Origin of the sequence: Brevundimonas sp., from assembly GCF_019636155.1 — a bacterium.
In the GTDB taxonomy this organism is placed as follows: domain Bacteria; phylum Pseudomonadota; class Alphaproteobacteria; order Caulobacterales; family Caulobacteraceae; genus Brevundimonas.
Genome location: NZ_JAHBYB010000001.1, coordinates 257,624 through 276,103 on the forward strand (window position 1 = coordinate 257,624; position 18,480 = coordinate 276,103).

16 protein-coding genes and 1 pseudogene are annotated in these 18,480 nt (G+C 70.2%); 13 read left to right on the plus strand and 4 right to left on the minus strand.

Translation table 11 applies throughout. The features are described 5' to 3' along the window. Positions 1-3 precede the first annotated feature (3 nt). The 4 genes from KF910_RS01435 to KF910_RS01450 all read right to left on the minus strand — a co-directional run bounded on the left by KF910_RS01435 (position 4) and on the right by KF910_RS01450 (position 3,742). The gene (locus KF910_RS01435) at positions 4-1,185 is read right to left on the minus strand and encodes an efflux RND transporter periplasmic adaptor subunit (protein ID WP_292258422.1); all 1,182 of its coding nucleotides are present in this window, start codon (positions 1,183-1,185) and stop codon (positions 4-6) included. Beyond that, positions 1,185-2,438 carry a TolC family protein gene (locus KF910_RS01440; protein WP_292258423.1) on the minus strand — a complete coding sequence of 418 codons (1,254 nt, stop codon included), beginning with the start codon at positions 2,436-2,438 and terminating at the stop codon, positions 1,185-1,187. The genes KF910_RS01435 and KF910_RS01440 overlap by 1 nt, the downstream gene beginning before the upstream one ends. 57 nt (positions 2,439-2,495) lie before the next feature. Then, on the minus strand, positions 2,496-2,813 hold the full coding sequence (locus tag KF910_RS01445; protein ID WP_292258424.1) for a hypothetical protein: 318 nt from the start codon (positions 2,811-2,813) through the stop codon (positions 2,496-2,498). 161 nt (positions 2,814-2,974) lie between these two features. Continuing rightward, positions 2,975-3,742 (minus strand): hypothetical protein, encoded by a 768-nt coding sequence (locus KF910_RS01450; protein ID WP_292258425.1) that lies wholly within the window; start codon positions 3,740-3,742, stop codon positions 2,975-2,977. Positions 3,743-3,899: 157 nt separating this feature from the next. On the opposite strand from KF910_RS01450, the gene KF910_RS01455 reads away from it, so the two are divergent. From KF910_RS01455 to gspM, 13 genes and pseudogenes are all read left to right on the plus strand, one after another. Then, positions 3,900-5,426, plus strand: a complete 1,527-nt coding sequence (locus KF910_RS01455; protein ID WP_292258426.1) for a hypothetical protein — start codon at positions 3,900-3,902, stop codon at positions 5,424-5,426. Between the two features lie 80 nt (positions 5,427-5,506). Continuing rightward, positions 5,507-8,137: a TonB-dependent receptor domain-containing protein gene (locus KF910_RS01460; protein ID WP_292258427.1), complete on the plus strand. Its 2,631-nt coding sequence runs from the start codon at positions 5,507-5,509 to the stop codon at positions 8,135-8,137. Positions 8,138-8,432: 295 nt separating this feature from the next. Beyond that, complete coding sequence (locus KF910_RS01465) at positions 8,433-9,197, plus strand: type II secretion system protein N (protein ID WP_292258428.1); 765 nt, start codon at positions 8,433-8,435, stop codon at positions 9,195-9,197. Positions 9,198-9,274: 77 nt separating this feature from the next. Beyond that, positions 9,275-11,260, plus strand: a complete 1,986-nt coding sequence (gene gspD, locus KF910_RS01470; protein ID WP_416354672.1) for a type II secretion system secretin GspD — start codon at positions 9,275-9,277, stop codon at positions 11,258-11,260. A gap of 5 nt (positions 11,261-11,265) precedes the next feature. Continuing rightward, entirely contained in the window at positions 11,266-12,750 is a 1,485-nt protein-coding gene (gene gspE, locus KF910_RS01475; protein WP_292258518.1) for a type II secretion system ATPase GspE, read from the plus strand. Beyond that, positions 12,750-13,961 (plus strand): type II secretion system inner membrane protein GspF, encoded by a 1,212-nt coding sequence (gene gspF / locus KF910_RS01480; RefSeq protein ID WP_292258430.1) that lies wholly within the window; start codon positions 12,750-12,752, stop codon positions 13,959-13,961. The genes gspE and gspF overlap by 1 nt, the downstream gene beginning before the upstream one ends. 71 nt (positions 13,962-14,032) lie before the next feature. Next, a pseudogene (gene gspG / locus KF910_RS01485) lies at positions 14,033-14,458 on the plus strand (type II secretion system major pseudopilin GspG); the annotation flags it as partial. Then, a complete protein-coding gene (locus KF910_RS01490; protein ID WP_292258431.1) occupies positions 14,427-15,029 on the plus strand; it encodes a GspH/FimT family pseudopilin in 603 nt (200 codons plus the stop codon). The pseudogene gspG and the gene KF910_RS01490, both read left to right, overlap by 32 nt. Further along, positions 15,022-15,375 carry a type II secretion system minor pseudopilin GspI gene (gene gspI, locus KF910_RS01495; protein ID WP_292258432.1) on the plus strand — a complete coding sequence of 118 codons (354 nt, stop codon included), beginning with the start codon at positions 15,022-15,024 and terminating at the stop codon, positions 15,373-15,375. Before KF910_RS01490 ends, gspI begins: the two co-directional genes overlap by 8 nt. After that, positions 15,375-15,959, plus strand: coding sequence for a type II secretion system minor pseudopilin GspJ (gene gspJ / locus KF910_RS01500; protein WP_292258433.1), 585 nt, complete (start codon positions 15,375-15,377; stop codon positions 15,957-15,959). Before gspI ends, gspJ begins: the two co-directional genes overlap by 1 nt. Beyond that, the gene (gene gspK / locus KF910_RS01505) at positions 15,956-16,939 is read left to right on the plus strand and encodes a type II secretion system minor pseudopilin GspK (protein ID WP_292258434.1); all 984 of its coding nucleotides are present in this window, start codon (positions 15,956-15,958) and stop codon (positions 16,937-16,939) included. Before gspJ ends, gspK begins: the two co-directional genes overlap by 4 nt. Next, on the plus strand, positions 16,936-18,036 hold the full coding sequence (gene gspL, locus KF910_RS01510; protein ID WP_292258435.1) for a type II secretion system protein GspL: 1,101 nt from the start codon (positions 16,936-16,938) through the stop codon (positions 18,034-18,036). Before gspK ends, gspL begins: the two co-directional genes overlap by 4 nt. Then, entirely contained in the window at positions 18,033-18,476 is a 444-nt protein-coding gene (gene gspM / locus KF910_RS01515) for a type II secretion system protein GspM (RefSeq protein ID WP_292258436.1), read from the plus strand. Before gspL ends, gspM begins: the two co-directional genes overlap by 4 nt. The last annotated feature ends 4 nt before the right edge of the window (positions 18,477-18,480 follow it).

The window sequence follows — 18,480 nt, forward strand, 5'->3', positions numbered from 1 at the left end:
CCCTCAGTGCCCGTGCTCGGCTTCGCCCTTGGCCAGTTCGGCCTTGAGCAGGAAGGCTCCGGTTCCGGCGACGCGCTCGCCGCCATTCAGACCGCGCAGGATTTCGGTGCGCCCCCCCGCCTGCCGCCCGACAAGGACGGGCGTGGCCTGGAAGCCACCCGCGACCTGGACGAAGACCACGGTGGCGCCTTCGACCGTCTGGATGGCTTCCGTCGGCACGGTGAGGCCGCCCTGCATCTCGCCGGTGACGATGGCGCCGGAGACGGCGGAACCCGCCGGAGGCAGGCCGCCGCCTGAGGGCCGAGCACGGATAACGGTGGCTCCGCTCTCGCCGCCGGCTCCGGCGGCCACGCCCGTGACCACGGCGTCGAACTCGCCTGACGGGCCGACGACCCGCAGTGACGCGCCCACGCGGACGCTGGCGGCAAGGGTCGGAGGCGCGTTGAACACCAGTTCCACTCGCGCAGGGTTGGTGACCTCGGCGACCACGCCCCCCTGAGGCACGAAGCCGCCCGGACCGACCTGGACCGAAGTGACCACGCCGGAGATCGGGCTCGTGACGCTGAGCCGCCCCGAAGCGCTGGGCGCCCCGGCGGCGGCGGCCCGAGCGCGTGCGGCGCCAGCCGCCGCCTGTGCGCTCAAAGCCTCGGCGTGCGACACCTCGGCCTCGCGCCTGGCTACCACGCCCAGGTCGGCCAGTTCCTCATCGCGGCCGTGGGCCTGTTCCGCCGCGATGTAGGCGGCCTGCGCCGCGTCAGCTTCGGCCCTCAGGGTTGCGGCGTCGCCGCTGACAAGGCTGACCAAAGGCTGGCCGGTGCGAACGGACTGGCCTGGCGCCACCAGGACCCGCTCGACCCGACCGCCGACGACGGCGGCCACCGCCGCGCGGGAATCGACCATGGGCTCGACCCGTCCGGACAACCGGGTTTCGCCACCGCCGCCGCGCCCTATGGCCACGACCTGAACGCCGGCGGCCTCAATCTGCTGGGCGGTTGGGGCCACGAAGCCCTCACGCTCTCCTCCCTCCTCGTGATCACCATGATCATCCTCAGCCACGCCTGACGTGCCTGGCGCCTCTGGAGCGGAAGGTGGGTTTAGGACCAAGAAGACGCCCGCGCCTCCCAGAAGGACAACTGCTGCGGCTCCCGCGACCAATGCGGATTTGTTTATTGTGCGCTTGCGCATCATTGGGTCCCTTCGAATGGGGCGCGGCCGTCCTGGCGCGCAAGGTCGATCTCGGCCCGCACCCGCGCGAGGCGGGCGTCGACGGCGGCGGCTCTGGCGGCCACGAGGGCGGTGCGGGTGACGCGCAGTTCAAGTTGAGAGATGCGCCCGGCCTCGAAGCCGATCCGCGACAAGCGGTAGGCTTCCTCGGCAGAGGAAACCCCTGCATCCGCCGCTCTCACGCGGCTGACGGACGCCGCCAAGCGCGCCTCGGCGGCGGCGCGGTCCGCTCGCGCGTCCTGGCGAGCGCCCGCCAGCCGGGCGTCTGCCGCCCGGAACTCCGCCTGCGCCGCATCGATATTGCCCCGGTTCCGGTCAAACAGGGGCAACGGCAGGCTCACGCCGAACGTGAACGCCGTCGCGTCCTCCGCCTCGAAGCGCCGAACCCCAATTGTTGCGCTGATGTCCGGGCGGGCCTGTGTCCGCTCCACGTCGATACGCCGTTCCGCCGCCGCCCGTTCCGCTTCGGCGACACGCACGGCGGGTGGACGGTCCGACTGGTCGCGAGACGCCAAAGGCGTCTGGTCCAGTAGACTCACCTGGATGGCGGTGACCGATATGGGCAGCATGGCGATGGCCGACAGTCGCGCGAAGGCGGCGTCGCGCTCGGCCCGCGCCTCGTCAGCGGCTGCACGGGCGGCCGCAGCTTCGCTCTCGCCCTGGATGCCGCGCAGAAGTGGCTCACGGCCTTCCTCAACGAGTAGGAGGGCCGCACGGGCGTCCTCGATCGTCAGAGAGAGGCTTTCGTCGGCCAGTTCAGCGCGGCGCTGGGCGGCCTCGGCCTCGGCATAGGTCAGGGCCAGACGGCCTGCGGCCTCCACTATCGCCAGATCGCGGCGGACCATCGCAGCACCGGCCTCGGCGCGCGCCACGTCGATCCGTGCGCTTCGCCGTCCCCACAGTTCTAGATTCTGCGTGACCGACAAGGTGGTCTCGGAATTGCCGAAGCCGGAGAAGGGGCCGGAGCCCAGAACATTCTCGGCCTCCAAAGCGAGCGTCGGGTTGGGCCGCACGCGCGCCTGACGGACACGCGCCTCGGCGGCGTCTTCAAGAGCAAGCGCTTCGGCTGCGACCGGGGTCTGGTCGAGTCGAGCCAGAAGTTCAGCGTAGGAAGGTGCGGGATCAGCCCAGGCAGGGCTGGAGATCGCCGCTATCAAGGCGGTGAGAGCGCAGCCGGCCGCGATGGGCGGCCGCCGGCGATGAGAAGCAGGCATGGGTCATCATCCAAAGGTCTGACAGGCAAGTGCGCCCGCGACGGCGCGGTCTCGCGGTCAGGCCCTTGGAGGGCGCTTCAAACCTTCGGAGGCGTAGGAGGTCAGATTGTCATCGACAAAAGGAGACCGCCCCTTGGTCACGGTCAGCTTGACGGTCTCGGGACTGGAATCGACGCGCCCGACGCTGCCGTGGTGGCAATGACCATGCGAACAGAGGCCGTGGCCGCCGCCGCGATCGTCCGCCTCATCGCCGGCGGCACCCTCTTCCGAGACGTGATTATCGACCACATGGGACGCTGCGGCCGGACCTTCCGTCGCGCACACAGCCGCGTCCACAGACGGCACCGCGAACACCGCGATCAGGAGAGCGATCACGGCGCAGAGCGGTAGCCAGGACGATCTCTTCGCAGCCATGACCGCCAGATAGTCTGAGGAGGCGTGACAAGCAATGCGTTATAGAATAGCGGCTTTGTCTGGCTACAAGCCTAGGCTGGCACAGCTTTCAAATCGCCAGTCGCAGCACTGGCAAGCGCTATTTAATCCGCGCCGTCATCAGAAATCAGCGCCAGCTTCTTGGACAGCTTATCCAAGGCTTCTTCTGAGAACTTATGCCCTAACCGCTCGATTATCGCTCGCCAAACACCGAACTCGCGCCACGACCAGAAGCGCTTAATCTGCCCGAGGGTGAGACCGGTCGAACCATCGAAAGCGAGATCATTGAAAACAGCATCGATAAATCTGCGCGATGTCGCCTCTGCATCGGCTCGGCGGCTATGCGGTGGCAAACTGTTCCTTATTACCGCCCAATCAAGGTCGGACAGCTCCGACTGTCTCGTGCTTTCAAGGGAAACGTGCGGTTCCGCCTGTTCCGCCTCTTCCCTGTCAGTCGCTATCCATCTGAGCCGGCGATCCCCTGGCCCCGCGATCGACGCGGCGAGTTTCTTTTTGCGAAGGTGCCGCAGAGCGACCTGAATCCGGTCGCGCTCCTTGTTGGCATCCCAAAGGTGGACTGCGTCTCCATTGGTCACCAATTGATCCGCGATCTCGCTGACTAGCAGGGGCTTGCGGGTGTTCTGCAAGAGCCAGTAGATCGAGTGACCTGCCCCAGCCCTGCGGGCGTTCCGATAGGGTGTTGTTTTTACAGTTATCTTCCAGTTCGCATTTTCACCCCATGTGGCCCGCCACTGCCGCCTGAAATCGAAGGCTCGAACACCACGAAAGCGACGGCCCCGGCCTTGACGCTTCCGTTTGCCGCCTCCGCAGTGATCGGACGGCTTTTCATCGAACCGCGACGACAACTTCACCGAACTTCGCCGGAACCGTCATCCGTCGGCGCCCGCCCTGTCATATCCGCCCTCTAGGCCATCGGGCCGGGCAGGCGGGGCGTTACGTCATGGCCGGGACATCCTGTCCCGCGTCGCCACCTGTCGTTGAAACACAGATTTCACAAGGTGGAATGAGATGCTCGGCCTTCGCACCAAAACCCTGATGGCGGTCGCCGCCAGCGCCCTGACACTGGCTGCCTGCGGCTCGGCCGAAGTGGCTTCGCCCGGAGAGGGCGATTTCGGCAACGGCGGCAATACCGGCGGAAACAACGGCGGCGGGAACAACCCCGCCCCCGGCACGCCCGCCGCCGACTGCCCGACCGGCTTCGCCAATGTCGGCGTCGTCGCCAACGGCACCCTGCGCGCCTGCCAGTTGCCGCAGCAGATCATCGGCGCCCTGACGGTGCCGCTGCGCGCCGGCACCATCTATTCGATCAGCGGCCGCACCGAAGTCGGCACCGACCGCGGGGCCGATCCGAACGCCCCGACCCCCGGCAGCCAGCAGGGCATCCTGACCATCGAAGCCGGCGTGCGTCTGTTCGCTTCGGGCGGCTCGGACTATCTGCTGGTCAACCGCGGCTCGCAGATTTTCGCCGAAGGCACCTCGACCAACCCGATCGTCTTCACCAGCCGTCAGAACGTCGAGGGCACGACCACGACCAGCTCGATGGGCCAGTGGGGCGGCATCGTCCTGGCTGGTCGCGCCCCGACCGCCGTTTGCCCGGTGGGCGTGACCGCGCCGAACGCCGCCTGCGTCGGCCAAGTCGAGGGCACCAGCGCCAACTATGGCGGCAACACCCTGGCGGACAACTCCGGCCGCCTGCGCTATGTCCAGATCAAATATTCGGGCTTCGAACTGTCGCCGAACAATGAACTCCAGGCCCTGACCCTGGCGGGCGTCGGCACCGGCACCACCATCGAATACGTCCAGGCCTACAACAGCTCGGACGACGGCATCGAGATCTTCGGCGGCACCGTCAACCTGCGCTACATCGTCATCAACGGCGCGGACGACGACGGCCTGGACACCGACACCGGCTGGAAGGGCGGCGCCCAATTCGGCATCATCACCCAGCGTCCGACCCCCGGCACGGGCGGTTCGCGCGGCTTCGAATGGTCGGCCGCCCCGTCGGGCACCGCCTATTACGCCGAGCCCAAGGTCTCGAACTGGACCGTGGTCGGCCGCAACGCCGCCGTGGCCGCCGACGCCATCATCACCCTGAACACCGGCACAAAGCCGACGATCATCAACTCGATCTTCGTCAACCCGACCACCTCGGCCGCCGCCTGCCTGGACATCGATGACGCCCAGACCGTCGCCAACGCCCCGGTGTTCCGTTCGGTCTTCTTCGCCTGCTCGCGTCCCTACGAGAACGACTCGAACGTCAACGCTGCGGCGACCGAAGCGGTGTTCACCGCGGCCGGCAACGTCAACAACACGGCGGCCGGAACCCACACCATGACGGCCCCGGCCGGCGCGACGATGCAGGACACGGTGCTGACCTTCATCAACGGCGCCAACGAGACCGCCGTGACGCCGACCGACGCGGCGGCGATCCATCCCTTCTTCCAGAACGTGACCTACATCGGCGCGGTCCGGAACGCGGCGGATACCTGGTACCTGGGCTGGACCTGCGGCCTGCAGGCCGGCTCGAACTGCTGACGACGGAGACGGGCGGCGTGCCATCCGCGCGCCGCCCTCCCCTATCGGCCTCCTCCGTCAATCTCCTGAAGGCGCTGATCATGAACAGCTTCCGTATGAGCCTGGGTGGGCTCCTCCTGGCCACGAGCGCGCTGATCGCGCCGCAGGCGATGGCGCAATCCGCCGCCTACCTTTCCGCCGCCGAACCTCTGGCGGCCGATCCCGAAGACCCGACCCAGCCGATCACCGTCGACGAGGTCGTGGTCCTGGGCCGCAACATCCCCGAACCGAACCGCGAAAGCCCCGAGGTCGCGGCCTTCCTGACCGTCGAGGACTTGAAACGCACGGGCGACGGCAACGCGGCCGAGGCCCTGGTCCGGGTGACCGGCCTGTCGGTCGTCGAAGGCCGCTTCGTCTATGTCCGCGGCCTGGGCGAACGCTATTCCTCGGCCCTGCTGAACGGCTCGCCTCTGCCCAGCCCCGAACCGCTGCAACGGGTCGTGCCCCTGGACCTGTTCCCCACCGAAATCCTGGGCGGGGTGACGGTGCAGAAGTCCTATTCGGTCACCTATCCGGGCGAGTTCGGCGGCGGCGTCATCGACCTGCAGACGATCAGCACCCCGCGCGATCCCTTCTTCACGATGCAGCTTTCGTCGGGCGGCGACACCGAGACGACGGGCAAGGACGGGCTGCTGTACATGGGTTCGCGAACCGACTTCACCGGTTTCGACGACGGCACGCGCGACGTTCCGACGGCCCTGCGCCTGGCCTTCGCCTCGGGCCAGCGGATCGGCGCCGCCTATGACGCGACGCAACTGCGCCATATCGGCCAGTCGCTGGTCAATGCGCCGCTGCGCCTGCTGCAGCGCGAGGCGATCCAGCCGGACTTCGGCGTTCGCTTCACCGGCGGCGGCTCGACAGCCACCCGTTTCGGCGACCTGGGCGCGGTTTTCGTGGCCGGTTACGGCAACAACTGGTCGACCCGTCAGGGCGACCGCCAGTCGGGCCGTATCGACGCGGGCCAGCTGGTCCTGGCCAACGACTTCGACTTCATGTCGACCCAGAACGACATCCAGCTGAACGCCCTGGCCAGCCTGAGCCTGGCCAATGAGAACAACACCCTGCGCTGGACCAACCTGATCGTGCGCAACACGACCAAGGAGGCGCGCAGCCAATACGGCTTCGACGACGCCTCGGGCGGGCAGCGCCGGACGGACTATACCGAGTGGTTCGTGCGCCAGCTGTTCTCGACCCAACTGGCCGGCGAGCACGACTTCGCCGACGGCGCCCTGACGCTGAACTGGCGCGCGGCCTATGCGGAAACCTCGCGCGATGCGCCTTACGAGACGCGCTTCGGCTATGGCCAGAACACCTCGGGCGACTGGATCCACGACATCGAGACCAACGCCATCTCGTTCAGCAACCTGGACGACGAGGTGATCTCGGGCGGCGCCGACCTGTCCTACGCCCTACCGCTATCGGCCAGCCGCGAGGCGGTCTTCTCGGTCGGCGTGGCCAGCTATGAGAACACCCGGTCGGCCCAGCAACGCACCCTGCGTTTCATCGCCCCGAACGGCTTGAGCGCGGACCAGCTGGAATCGCGGGTGGATTACCTATTCTCGGACGCGAACATCGGCCCCTATCTCCAGATCGAGGAAATCACGGGGTCCAACGGCGCCGCCGCCTTCGACGGACGCCTGCGCGTCAACTCGGCCTATGTGCAGGTCGCGGCCGAGGTGGTTCCCCTGGTCAATCTGAACCTGGGCGTCCGCTTCGAGGACGGCGAGCAGACGGTGACCCCGCGCGACCTGTTCGGCGGCTCCAGCGGTTTCCTGCCCACGCGGCTGGAAGAACGCTACTGGCTGCCGGCGGGCACGGTGACGTGGAATTTCGCCGAGGACATGCAACTGCGCTTCGGGGCGTCCAAGACGATCGGCCGGCCTCAGTTCCGCGAACTGGCGCCCCAGCAATACACCGATCCGCAGAGCGACCGGACCTTCATCGGCAACCCCTATCTGGTCGACACCGAGATCACCAACGTCGACGCCCGCTGGGAATGGTATTTCGACCGGGCCCAGTATGTGACCGCCGGGGTGTTCTGGAAGCGGCTGGACAAGCCGGTGGAGTCCAGCGTCGTCGACCAGGGCTCGTCCATCTCGCAGACCTTCCTCAACGCGCCGGAGGCCGTGGTCCGCGGCGTCGAGATCGAGGCCAAGACCTATTTCGAGTTCCCCGACGCCGGCGACTTCGTGGGCGGCAAGCGGTGGCTGGTTCAGGCCAACTACACCTATGCCGACTCTCAGGTGAACGTGGGGGCCGGCGACACGGTGGTGACCCAGAACAGCCTGGGGGTCGCCCAGCCGGCCAGCTACTACGTCGTGGACGGCAGCCGCCTGCAGGGCCAGTCCGAACACGTCGCCAACCTGCAGTTCGGCTGGGAAGACGAGGCGGCCCAGTCCCAGGCCACCCTGATCGCCAACTATGTCTCGGAGCGGATCACGGCCCGCGGCCGCCCCGGCGAGCCGGACCTGGTGCAGGAGCCGGGCGTGTCGCTGGACTTCGTCTATCGCAAGACCATCGACGTGGCCGACCGCCAGCTGGGCCTGGCCATCGAGATGCGGAACCTGCTGGGCGAGGAGTTTCTGGAATACCAGGAGCGGGGCCAGCGGATCATCGTCAACGGCTACGAACTGGGCCGCAGCGTCTCGGTCAGCCTGACCGCCCGCTTCTGATCGACGCAGCCCTGAAGGAGGCGCCGACCCGCCCGCCGGCGCCTCCCTTTTTTTGCCCGAGCGGGAGCCGCCCGTCGGCTCCCGTTTCCCTTTTGCGACAGATGATCCGCAGGCTGCACAAGCGTCACAGACGATTGTCGCCAGCGTCATGACGCCGTGAAGCCGTGCCCGGACGATTGGTCTAGGACGCCTCGAACTTTGGACTCGCAACAGGCGCGGCACGGTGATCGGGGCGTTCGGACAGTCTGTCGTTTCCTCCGCGCGCGGGGCCCTGAGGCGGCCTGAACGCCTGCGCTTGGGCCTGGAAATCACCTTGGGGTTGGCCCTGGCCTTCCAGGCGGCGCGACTGGGGGTGATCCTGCTGGACGCGGACCGACCAGCCGCCGCCGCTTCCGCCGACGCGCCGACGCGCCCGCCCGCCGACCTGACGATCTTCCAGAGATTCGATCCCTTTTCGCGCAACGCTCCCAGCGTCGGCACGGCCTCGACATCCGGCGGCTATCGGCTGTTCGGCCTGCGCCAGGGCGGCCCTGGCGGCGGCTCGGCGATCATCGGCCTGTCAGATGGTCGCCAGATGTCCGTGGGCGTGGGCGAGGAGATCGAGCCGGGCGTGGTGTTGCGGCGGGTCGATCCGGATTCCGTGGTCCTGACGCGCAACGGCGCCGACGAGACCCTGGCCTTCGCCGAGGTGCCGGTTTCGGCGCCGGTGGCCGTGGCGGACGACGATCCCGTGGTGGTTCCGCAACCACCTTCGGCCGCGCCTGCCGCCGAAGCCAGGCTGATCGATCCGGCGCGTCTGGCGGCCCAGGCGGCGTTGCGGCCCCGGCTTCAGGGCGCGCGGGTCAATGGCCTGACCGTGTCCGGGCGTGGCGACGGAGCGGCCCTGCGCGCCGCCGGCCTGCAGTCCGGCGATGTGATCCTGGCCGTCAACGACACCGAACTGAACAGCCTTGAAAGCCTGAACGCCCTGCGTGGCGAACTGGGCGCCGCCCCCACGGCGCGCATCCGGTTCGAGCGCAACGGCCAGGTTCAGACCGTCACCGTAAGGACCGCGCCTTGACCCGTTTGACTCGCACCGCCGGCGCCGTCCTGGCCCTGGTCCTGGCCACCCAGGGGCCGCTGGCCGCCGCGCCCGCCATGGCCCAGGACCGCCAGACCCTGAACGTCCAGGGCGCCGATATCCGCGCCTTCATCGCCGACATGGGCCGCTCGACCGGCCGCACCTTCATCGTCGATCCGGTCGTGTCCGGCACGGTGACGGTGACCAGCGACCGCCCCCTCAGCCGCGCCCAGATGTTCGAGGTTTTCCTGTCGACCCTCAGGGCCAACGGCCTGGTGGTGACGCCGACCGGTTCGGGCGCCTATCGCATCAGCCCGGCCCAGACGGCGGCGCAGGGGCCGGCCACGGTCGGCGCCGAACGGTTCGCCACCGAGGTCTTCCAGCTGCGCCACATCGACGCCGCCTCGGCCGCCGAGACCATCCGCCCGCTGGTGGGCGCGCAGGGCCAGGTGCTGGCCAACCCCGGCGCCAACAATGTGGTGGTGGCCGATTTCGCCGACAATCTGGCGCGCATCCGCGCCCTGGTCGGCCGCATCGACGTGGACCGCTCCAGCTTCCAGGTCATCAGCCTTAGCAACACCTCGGCGCGCGAGATCGCCGAGGTCATGCAGGCCGCCCTGGCCCCGCCCGGCGGCGGCGGCGCGCCCATGGTCAGCGTCACCCCGGTGCTCAGCGCCAACGCCGTCGTCCTGCGCGGCGACCCGGCCCAGATCGCCCGCATCCAGCCCCTGATCGAAGACCTGGACCGCCGCGCCTCGGCCGCAGGCGACGTCAAGGTGGTCTTCCTTCAGCACGCCGATGCGGAACAACTGCTGCCCGTGCTGCAACAGCTGGTCGGCCAGCCGGTCAGCGCCGCGCCCGCCGCCGCGCCGCGCCTGTCCAACTCGGCCGCCGGCACGGCCCAGGAGCCGGCCGTCCAGGCCGTCGCCGCATCGGCCACCCCGCCCGCCGGCGCCCCGCGCGCCACCATCGCCCGCTTCCCCGGCGCCAACGCCCTGGTCATCGCCGGTTCGGCCGACGCCCAGCGCACCCTGGCCGAGGTGATCCGCCAGTTGGACGTACGCCGCCAGCAGGTGCTGATCGAGGCCATTGTGGTCGAGCTGTCCGACACCGCCGTGCGCGAACTGGGCGTGCAGTGGCTGGCGGCGGGCGAACAGGGCTTCGGCCTGACCAACTATTCGGACCGCTCCACCCCCCTGGTCCCCATCGCGGGCGGCGCGGCGGCGGGCCAGCTGGACGCCGACGACCCCTTGCGCGAACAGCTTCAGACCCTGGCGCTGAACAGCCTGATCGGCGCCAACGGCTTTGTCGGCGGTGGCGGCGGTTCGTGGGGCGACGGCCTGTTCGGCTTCATCATCAATGCGGCCAAGACCGACCAGGGGTCGAACCTGCTGCAGACCCCGTCGCTGATGACCCTGGACAATGCCGAGGCCACCATCCTGGTCGGCCAGGAGGTGCCGGTCACCACCGGCGAGACGATCCTGAACGGTCAGGACAACCCCTTCCGCACGACCCAGCGTCAGGACATCGGCGTCAAACTGACCGTGCGGCCCCAGATCAATGCGGGCGGCTCCATCACCCTGACGCTGCGCCAGGAGGTGTCGTCGATCAACGGCGTCCTGTCGTCGTCCACCAACGACCTGGTGCTGAACAAGCGCGAGTTGGAGACCACCCTGGTGGTCGATGACGGCGACATCGCCGTGGCCGGCGGCCTGCTGGACCAGAACGACCGCATCTCGGTCGACAAGATCCCCGGCCTGGGCGACGCCCCGGTGATCGGCGCCCTGTTCCGGTCCAACAGCCGCCAGCGCGGACGCACCAATCTGATGGTCTTCATCCGCCCGACCATCGTGCGGACCGTCGCCGACAGCCAGACCCTGGCCGCTGATCGCTGGGGCTATATGCGCCAGCAGCAGGTCGCCGCCGATCCGACGCGCGAGCCCAGCCTGGACGAGATGCTGCGCGACTATATGCGGACCCAGCCGCCCGCCGCGCCCCAGGTGGGAACGGCTCCGGTCGCGCCGGTCGAGACCGCGCCCCTGCCGCCCGCGGGCGCGCTGTGATCACCCTGGTGGACCCCACCCTGCCCTACGCCTTCGCCAAGCGGCACGGCGTGGTGGTGCTGGACATGGGCGAGGTCGCCGTGGTGGGACTGCGCCAGGGCGCCGACGCCATGACCCTGGTCGAGACCCGGCGCGCCCTGGGTCGTCCCTTGCGGGTCGAGCGCCTGACCCCGGCCGAGTTCGACCGACGACTGTCCGACGTCTATGCGGCCGAGGGGCTGAGCGCCGACGACGACCTGGCCCTGCCGTCGGGTCTGGACGGCCTGGTGGACGACATCCCGGCCGCCGACGACCTGCTGGACAGCGCCGACGACGCGCCAGTCATCCGCCTGATCAACGGCGTCATCGCCGAGGCGGTGCGCCAGGGCGCCTCGGACATCCATCTGGAGCCCTATGAGACCGCCATGCTGGTGCGGCTGCGGGTCGATGGAGTGCTGAAGGAGGCGCTCAGCCTCAATCCGCGCGTGGCGCCGGTGGTGGTGTCGCGCATCAAGGTCATGGCCCGGCTGGACATCGCCGAACGCCGCACGCCCCAGGACGGGCGGGTGTCGCTGGCCCTGGGCGGCCGGACGCTGGATGTGCGGGTCTCGACCCTGCCGTCGCGGGCGGGCGAGCGGGTGGTGCTGCGTATCCTGGACAAGACCCAGGCGGACCTGTCGCTGGAAGCCCTGGGCATGCAGCCCGACGCGCTGGACGCCTTCCGCGCGGCCCTGCGCGAACCCAACGGCGTGGTGCTGGTCACCGGCCCGACCGGCTCGGGCAAGACCACCAGCCTCTATGCCGGCCTGTCGCTGCTGAACGACGCGACGCGCAACATCCTGACGGTCGAGGACCCGATCGAATACGCCATCGACGGCGTGGGCCAGACCCAGGTCAATCCGCGCGTCGGCATGACCTTCGCCGCCGGTCTGCGCGCCATCCTGCGCCAGGACCCGGACGTGGTGATGGTGGGCGAGATCCGCGACACCGAAACCGCCTCCATCGCTGTGCAGGCCGCCCTGACGGGCCACCTTGTGCTGTCGACCGTTCACACCAATGACGCGGCCGGGGCGGTGACGCGCCTGCGCGACATGGGGGTGGAGCCCTTCCTGCTGGCCTCGACCCTGCGGCTGGTCGCGGCCCAGCGGCTGGTGCGGCGGCTGTGCCCGCATTGCCGCGAGGCCGAGGCGGCCGACAAGCCGACCGCCAAACTGGTCGGGATCAAGACGGGCAAGACCATCTGGCGGCCGCGCGGCTGCGACGCCTGCGGCCACACCGGCTATATCGGTCGCACGGGCCTGTATGAAGTCATCCGCGTCGATGACCGCATCCGCCGCCTGATCGCGGCGGGCGCCTCGGAAGACGATCTGGCCGCCGCCGCCTTCGCCGACAAGCACGGAACCCTGTCGGGCCGCGCGCGCGCCCTGGTGCTGGAGGGCGTCACCTCGATCGAGGAGGCCCTGCGCGTCACCCGTCAGGAGACGACGGCGCCGGAAGAGGCGGCGGCCTGATGGCCGCCTTCGACTATGTGGCGGTGGACGACGCCGGGCGCACGGTCACCGGCGCTCTCAGCGCGCGTGACGAGGCGGCGGCGCGGGCGGTGCTGGATCGCCGCCGGTTGATGACCCTGCAACTCGGCCCGGCCAGCGCGGCCCCGACCAGGGCGCGGCCGGATGCGCCCGGCGGGCGGCTGAGCGCGCGCGCCCTGGCCCTGACCACACGCCAGCTGGCGGCCCTGATCGCGGCCACGCCGCTGGAGGAATCGCTGCGGTTGCTGGCGGCCCAGGCCGAGCGGCCCAGCGAACGGCGCATCCTGTCGGGCGTCCACGCCGGGGTGCTGGAGGGGCGCCGCCTGGCCGACGCCATGGCGACGCAGGGCCGGGCCTTTCCGCCGCTGTACCGGGCCATGGTGGCGGCGGGCGAGCGCTCGGGCGCCTTGCAGCCGATCCTGACACGCCTGGCCGACGGGCTGGAGCGCGACCAGCAGGTGCGGGCCAAGGTTCTGACCGCCGTCATCTATCCGGCCGTGCTGGCGGTGGTGGCGTTTGGCGTCATCACCATCCTGATGACCTTCGTCGTGCCCAAGGTGGTCGACCAGTTCACCGACATGAACCAGACCCTGCCGCTGCTGACCCGCGCGGTGATCGGCGTGTCGGACCTGATCCGCCACTGGGGCTGGCTGATCGTTCTGGTGGTCGTCGCCCTGATCGTCGGCGCCGCCGTGGCCCTGCGCCGGCCGAACCTGCGCCTTCGGTTCGACGCGGCGATGCTGCGCCTGCCGGTGATCGGGCGGCTGACGCGCGACATCCATGCGGCGCGCATGGCCCGCACCCTGTCCAGCATGATCGCGGCGGGCCTGCCGGTTCTGGACGGCCTGACCCTGACGGCGCGGACGGTGCCGAACCGCGCCCTGCGCCGCTCGACCGAGCAGATGGCCGAGGCGGTGCGTGAAGGCGGCGGCCTGTCGGCGGCCATGCGGCGGGCCGGTGTGTTTCCGCCCATCCTGACGCACATGACCGCTTCGGGCGAAAGCTCGGGTCGCCTGGAGACCATGCTGGACGGCGCCGCCGACTATCTGGAGCGCGAGTTCGCGGCCTTCACCGCCGTGATGCTGACCCTGCTGGAGCCGGCGATCATCGTCGTCATGGGCGGGGTGGTGGCGGTGATCGTGCTGTCGATCCTGTTGCCCATCCTGCAGATCAACACCCTGGCCATGGGATGAAAGCTATGCCCGACCGTAACCCCTCCCCCCGCGCTCCAGCCGCGAGCCACCCTGCGGCGAGCGATAGCGCAAGAAAAGCCCGACAAGGCTTCAGCCTTGTCGAGCTGATGGTGGTCATCGTCATCATCGGCCTTCTGGCGACGGTGGTGGCCATCAACGTCCTGCCCAGCCAGGACCGCGCCATGGTCGAAAAGGCCAAGGCCGACATCGCCACCCTGGAACAGGCCGTCGAGACCTATCGCCTGGACAATATGGTCTTCCCGACCGACCAGCAGGGCTTGCAGGCGCTGCGCCGCGCCCCGACCGGCCTGGCCCAGCCGGACCGCTATCGCCAGGGCGGCTATATCCGGCGCCTGCCGAAAGACCCGTGGGGCGCCGACTATCAGTACCGCCGCAACAGCACGCGCGGCGGCCAGTTCGATGTCTTTTCCTGGGGCGCCGACGGCCGCGAGGGAGGCGAAGGCGATGACGCCGACATCGGCAACTGGGACGCCTGACCGCCGCCCTCAAGCAGCGAGCGCCCGCGTCGCGAGCGTTAGGGCGCCAACATGCCCTCAAGCAGCGAGGCTCCGCGAGCCGAGCGGTAGGGCGAGATCATGCCCTCAAGCAGCGAGCGCCCGCGGCGCGAGCGGTAGGGCGAAGAGATATGGCTTCACCCTGGTGGAGCTGATGATGACGGTCGCCATCATCGGACTGGCGGCGGGGGCGGTGGTGCTGGCCCTGCCCGATCCGCACGCCTCGGCGTCACAGGCGGCGGAACAGTTCGCCGCGCGTTTGGTCAGGGCGCGCGAAGAGGCGGTGCTGTCCAACCGACCCACAGCGGTCGAGACGACGCGGACGGGCTATGGCTTCTCCACCTATGACGGCGTGCGCTGGTCGCCGCTGAACGAGGGGCCGTTCAAGGCCCGCCAATGGGATGCGGCGGTGCGGGTCGAGCTGGACCGGCCGCTGCGCATCGTCTTCGATCCGACTGGCGCGGCCGAACCGGCGCGGGTGGTGCTGAGCCGCGACGGCCATAGCCGCGCGGTGATGGTCGATGGCGCTGGCGAGGTGTCGATCCGTGACTGACCGCGCCGGCTTCACCCTGCTGGAGGTTCTGATCGCCCTGGCCGTCTTCGGCCTGGCGGCGCTGGCCCTGCTGAACCTGACGGGTGAGAACACCCGGTCGGCGGCGCGGGTCGAGGCGCGCACATGGGCCGGGATCGTGGCCGACAATCTGGCGGTCGAGGCGACGCTGGCCCCCGCCCTGGCCGAAGGCGCCGCAGACGGATCGACCGCTCTGGCCGGGCGTCAATGGCGCTGGACCCGCACCGTTGCGCCGACCGCAGTGGGCGACATCCAGCGGATCGACATCCGCGTGTCCGACGACGAAGGCCCGGCGGCCGAGCGGGTCGTGTTCCGGGAACGGTCGTGATGCGCCGCGCGGGTTTCACCCTGGTGGAGGTTCTGATCGCCCTGGCGGTCTTCGCCCTGATCGGCGGGGCCGGGGCGCTGGTGCTGTCGCAGGCGGTGGATAGCCGGTTCGCGGTCAGGACGGCCTCGGACCGGATCGCCGAGATCCAGCGCGCCCGCGCCCTGATGCGGGCCGACATCGGCCAGGCGGTCGGCCGCCGCACCCGCACCCCCACCGGCCGCCCCCTGCCCCAGCCGATGGTCGCGGGCCAGGCGCCGGGCGAGCCGCTGCTGGTCCTGACCCGCGCGGGCTGGAGCAATCCGGGCGAAGAGGCGCGGCCGTCGCTGCAACGGGTCGAATACCGGCTGGTCGGGGACCGGCTCGAGCGTCGCGCCTCGCGCTATCTGGACGGCGCCCGACCAGGGCCGCCCCAGGTGCTGTTCCGCGGCGTGCGGCAGGCGCAGGTGATCTTCGTGCGCGACGGGGCCGAGGCGCCCGCCTATATCGTCGCGCCCGACCGGCCCCTGCCCGACGCGGTGAAGATCAGCCTGACGCTGGACGGCTATGGCCCGGTGGACCAACTGTTCCTCGTGGGGCCGGCATGAGGCGTCCGACCGAACGCGAGGGCATGGCCCTGCTGACCGTTCTGCTGCTTGTCGCGGTGATGGCGGCGGTGGCCTCGGTGGTGCTGGACGATGTGCGCTTCTCGATCCGGCGCGCTGCCAACGCCGAGGTCCAGGCCCAGGCCCAGTTTTACGCCGACGGGGCCGAGGCTCTGGCCCGACGCCAGGTGGGTCGGCTGGTATCCGCCAACCCGACGCGCACGCCGTTGCAGCCCGACTGGAACGGACGGCGGCTGGATTTCCCCACCGATAGCGGCGCGGTCAGCGCCGTGGTGCGCGACGGCCAGGGCTGTTTCAACCTGAACAGCGTCGTCTTCGGCCAGGGCGAGGATCTGATGATCCAGCCCGAGGGCGTGGCGCAATTCGTGGCCCTGGGCCGGGCGCTGGGCGTGGCCGAGGGCAAGATGCGGGCGGTGGCCGACGCCCTGGTCGACTGGCTGGACGCCGACCCCGCCGTGCGCCCCGGCGGCGCCGAAGACGCGCGCTACGCCGGCCTGGCCGAGCCGTATCGCACCGGCGGGGTGCTGCTGGCCGAGGTCAGCGAACTGCGCGCCGTTCAGGGGGTGGATGCGGAGCTGTATCGCATCCTGCGGCCGCATCTCTGCGCCCTGCCCGTAGCGCGCCTGTCGCCGGTCAATCCCAACACCCTGACGCCGGATCAGGCGCCGATCCTGGTAATGCTGACCCATGGGCGGCTGACCGTCCCGGCCGCCCGCGCGGTGCTTCAGGCCCGTCCCGCCGAAGGGTGGGCCACGGCCGACGCCTTCTGGAACCAGTCGGCCCTGCGCGGCCTGGTGATCGACGAGGAGACGCGCGGCCAGATCCGCCTTCTAACCACCTGGTTCGACCTGCGCGTCGAGGTTCAGCATGCCGGGATGCGCGCGGTGCGCACCGCCCTGATCTCGGTCGCGCCCGATGGGCGGGCCCACACCGTCATCCGCCGATGGACACTGGAAGAATGACCCTGAAACGCCTGATCCTGCTGCCGGACTCCTCGGCCCTGCCCGCCACCTTCCTGACCTTCGACGCGGCCGGGACGGTGATGGAACGCGGGCGGCTGTCGCTTGATGCGCCCCGCGACCTGCCCGCCCTGCCCACGGTGGCGATCGCGCCCGGCGCCGAGGTTCTGGTGCGCTGGCTTGACCTTCCGGCCGGGGGCGGCGTCCAGCAGAGGGCGGCGGCCCTGTGGCGGTTGAGGGACGAACTGGCCACGCGGGCGGAGAGGACAACCGTGGCCCTGGGACCGATCCAGCCCGGGCGGCCGCGTCTGGCGGCGGCCGTCGATACGGCCCTGCTGACGGCGTGGCGCGAGCATCTGGAGGCCCTGGGCGTCCCCGCCGACGTCATCGCGCCCGACTGTCTCGCGGCGCCCGAGCCGGAAGGGTCGGACATCGCCCATGTCGTCGTTCTAGGCCCCCATCGGGCGGTGCGCGCCCAGGGCCTGGCGGCCACGGTCCAGGCCGAGATCGAGCCCCTGATCCGCGGCGATCGCCAGGCCGTTCTCATCGAGGACGCCCAGGCGGTCGAGGCCCTGCTGATCCAGACGGCCCTGAACCCGCCAATCAATCTGCTGGACGACGGACGCGCGGACCGTGCGGCGCGCAAGGGCTGGATGCGGGCCGCGGCCCTGGCGGCGGCCTTGCTGGTCTCGCCCCTGGTCCTGACCGGAGCAGCGGGGCTGCGCGACAACCTGGCCGCCGACCGGGCCGAGGCCCAGGCCCGCGCCACGGCGGTGCGGACGGCGCCAGACCTGGCCGGGTCCGACGATCCGGCGGCCGACCTGCGCGACCGGCTGGAGACCGCGCCCCCGCCGGGTGGCGCGCTGAACGCCCTGGCCGCCGTCGTCGCGGCGGTCGAAGGCGTGCCGGGCGCGGCGATGGAAAACCTGTCTCTGGCGCCGGACACCGGCCTGCGGGTCGGGATGGCCTATCCGGCGTTCCAGGACCTGGAGACGTTGCGTCGCGCCGTCGCCCCCGCCGGACTGGCCCTGACCGAACTGAGCACGACCGAGGACCAGGGCCGGGTCGTCAGCGATCTGGTCGTGGAGGCCGCCCGATGATGTCCGCCTTTGCACAATTCTGGACGGGCCGCACCCGTCGGGAACAGGCCATGCTGGCGCTTATGGCCGCGGCCCTGGCCGGGTTCGCGGTCTGGCTGTTGCTGGTGCGTCCCCTGGACGCCTGGGCCGCCGGAGCAGGGCAGAGACGTTCGGAAGCAGAGGCGCTCCTGGCCCTGGCGCGCGCCGCCCCGGCGCCGCAGACCGCGCCTCCAACCCTTGAGGCGACCCTGAAGGCCACCGCCACGGCGCGAGGCCTGCAACCGAGCCTGGGCATGTCGCCCGAAGGCGGGCTGGGATTCCGTCTGACGGCGCCCCGCGGGGCCGAGGCCCTGGCCTGGCTGGCCGACGTCCGCACCGCGACCGGCGCCGAACCGACGCGCCTTTCCATCCTGTCCGCGGACGGGACGTTGGAGATCGAAGGCGCCTTCGCCGGCGGCTGAACGC

Coding starts and splice junctions, on each gene's coding strand:
- KF910_RS01435 (WP_292258422.1), bottom strand. CDS start 1,185: ATGCGCAAGCGCACAATAAACAAATCCGCATTGGTCGCGGGAGCCGCA.
- KF910_RS01440 (WP_292258423.1), bottom strand. CDS start 2,438: ATGCCTGCTTCTCATCGCCGGCGGCCGCCCATCGCGGCCGGCTGCGCT.
- KF910_RS01455 (WP_292258426.1), top strand. CDS start 3,900: ATGCTCGGCCTTCGCACCAAAACCCTGATGGCGGTCGCCGCCAGCGCC.
- KF910_RS01460 (WP_292258427.1), top strand. CDS start 5,507: ATGAACAGCTTCCGTATGAGCCTGGGTGGGCTCCTCCTGGCCACGAGC.
- gspD (WP_416354672.1), top strand. CDS start 9,275: ATGGCCCAGGACCGCCAGACCCTGAACGTCCAGGGCGCCGATATCCGC.
- gspF (WP_292258430.1), top strand. CDS start 12,750: ATGGCCGCCTTCGACTATGTGGCGGTGGACGACGCCGGGCGCACGGTC.
- KF910_RS01490 (WP_292258431.1), top strand. CDS start 14,427: ATGACGCCGACATCGGCAACTGGGACGCCTGACCGCCGCCCTCAAGCA.
- gspJ (WP_292258433.1), top strand. CDS start 15,375: ATGCGCCGCGCGGGTTTCACCCTGGTGGAGGTTCTGATCGCCCTGGCG.
- gspK (WP_292258434.1), top strand. CDS start 15,956: ATGAGGCGTCCGACCGAACGCGAGGGCATGGCCCTGCTGACCGTTCTG.
- gspL (WP_292258435.1), top strand. CDS start 16,936: ATGACCCTGAAACGCCTGATCCTGCTGCCGGACTCCTCGGCCCTGCCC.
- gspM (WP_292258436.1), top strand. CDS start 18,033: ATGATGTCCGCCTTTGCACAATTCTGGACGGGCCGCACCCGTCGGGAA.